We start from the raw sequence: 594 nt of genomic DNA on the forward strand, positions 1-594 counted from the left end.
AAAACGACCGTAGATCACATGCTTGTCGACCCAGGCATGGGCCTCGCCAATCTGTATGAGATTGAACACGAACTCTCCGGTTCGGAGATCAAAGGCGATACCTTTTACTAGCTGAGCTGTCGCCCGCTCTCGATCCATTCCGTCCAAACGACTGCAGATGTTGAAGAAATACATCTGCCGGGCAAGCGAGTCGTCCTTGTAGACCACGTCCACAGGGAAGAACTGGTGGACGCCCGGTTCATGGCGTTCAAGGATGTCCTTGAAAGCATTCGACACGAGATACATGTCGTACTTGAATAAAACATCAGGAGGCGGGTATCGTTTGCTCTCCCATTGTGCACGTGTCGGCACATGGTCTGGCTTGATTGCGCGACCTGCATTCAACTGACCCGGCTTAAAAAGTGGGCTATGCCCCTTATCGACGGTTGTATCGACATATTCGATCTTGTCGACATCACCATCAAGGAGCTTAAGACTAACTGTATAGGGGGCTTCCACCCTAGTCCCAATGCCATAGATGACACCTTCGGTCATTTTCGTCTCCTCACGCTGACCCGAAATCGGCCTCGCAGCGCGTTTGAAATCACTTTGACT

At 51.3% G+C, this 594-nt stretch carries 1 protein-coding gene; it reads right to left on the reverse strand.

Translation table 11 applies throughout. The features are described 5' to 3' along the window. On the reverse strand, positions 1-534 hold a 534-nt coding region (locus tag F0155_RS23295; RefSeq protein ID WP_150526947.1), incomplete at its 3' end, for an imm11 family protein. Between the last annotated feature and the right edge of the window lie 60 nt (positions 535-594).

This window comes from Roseibium sediminis (assembly GCF_008711325.1).
GTDB classification, from domain to species: Bacteria; Pseudomonadota; Alphaproteobacteria; order Rhizobiales; family Stappiaceae; genus Roseibium; species Roseibium sediminis.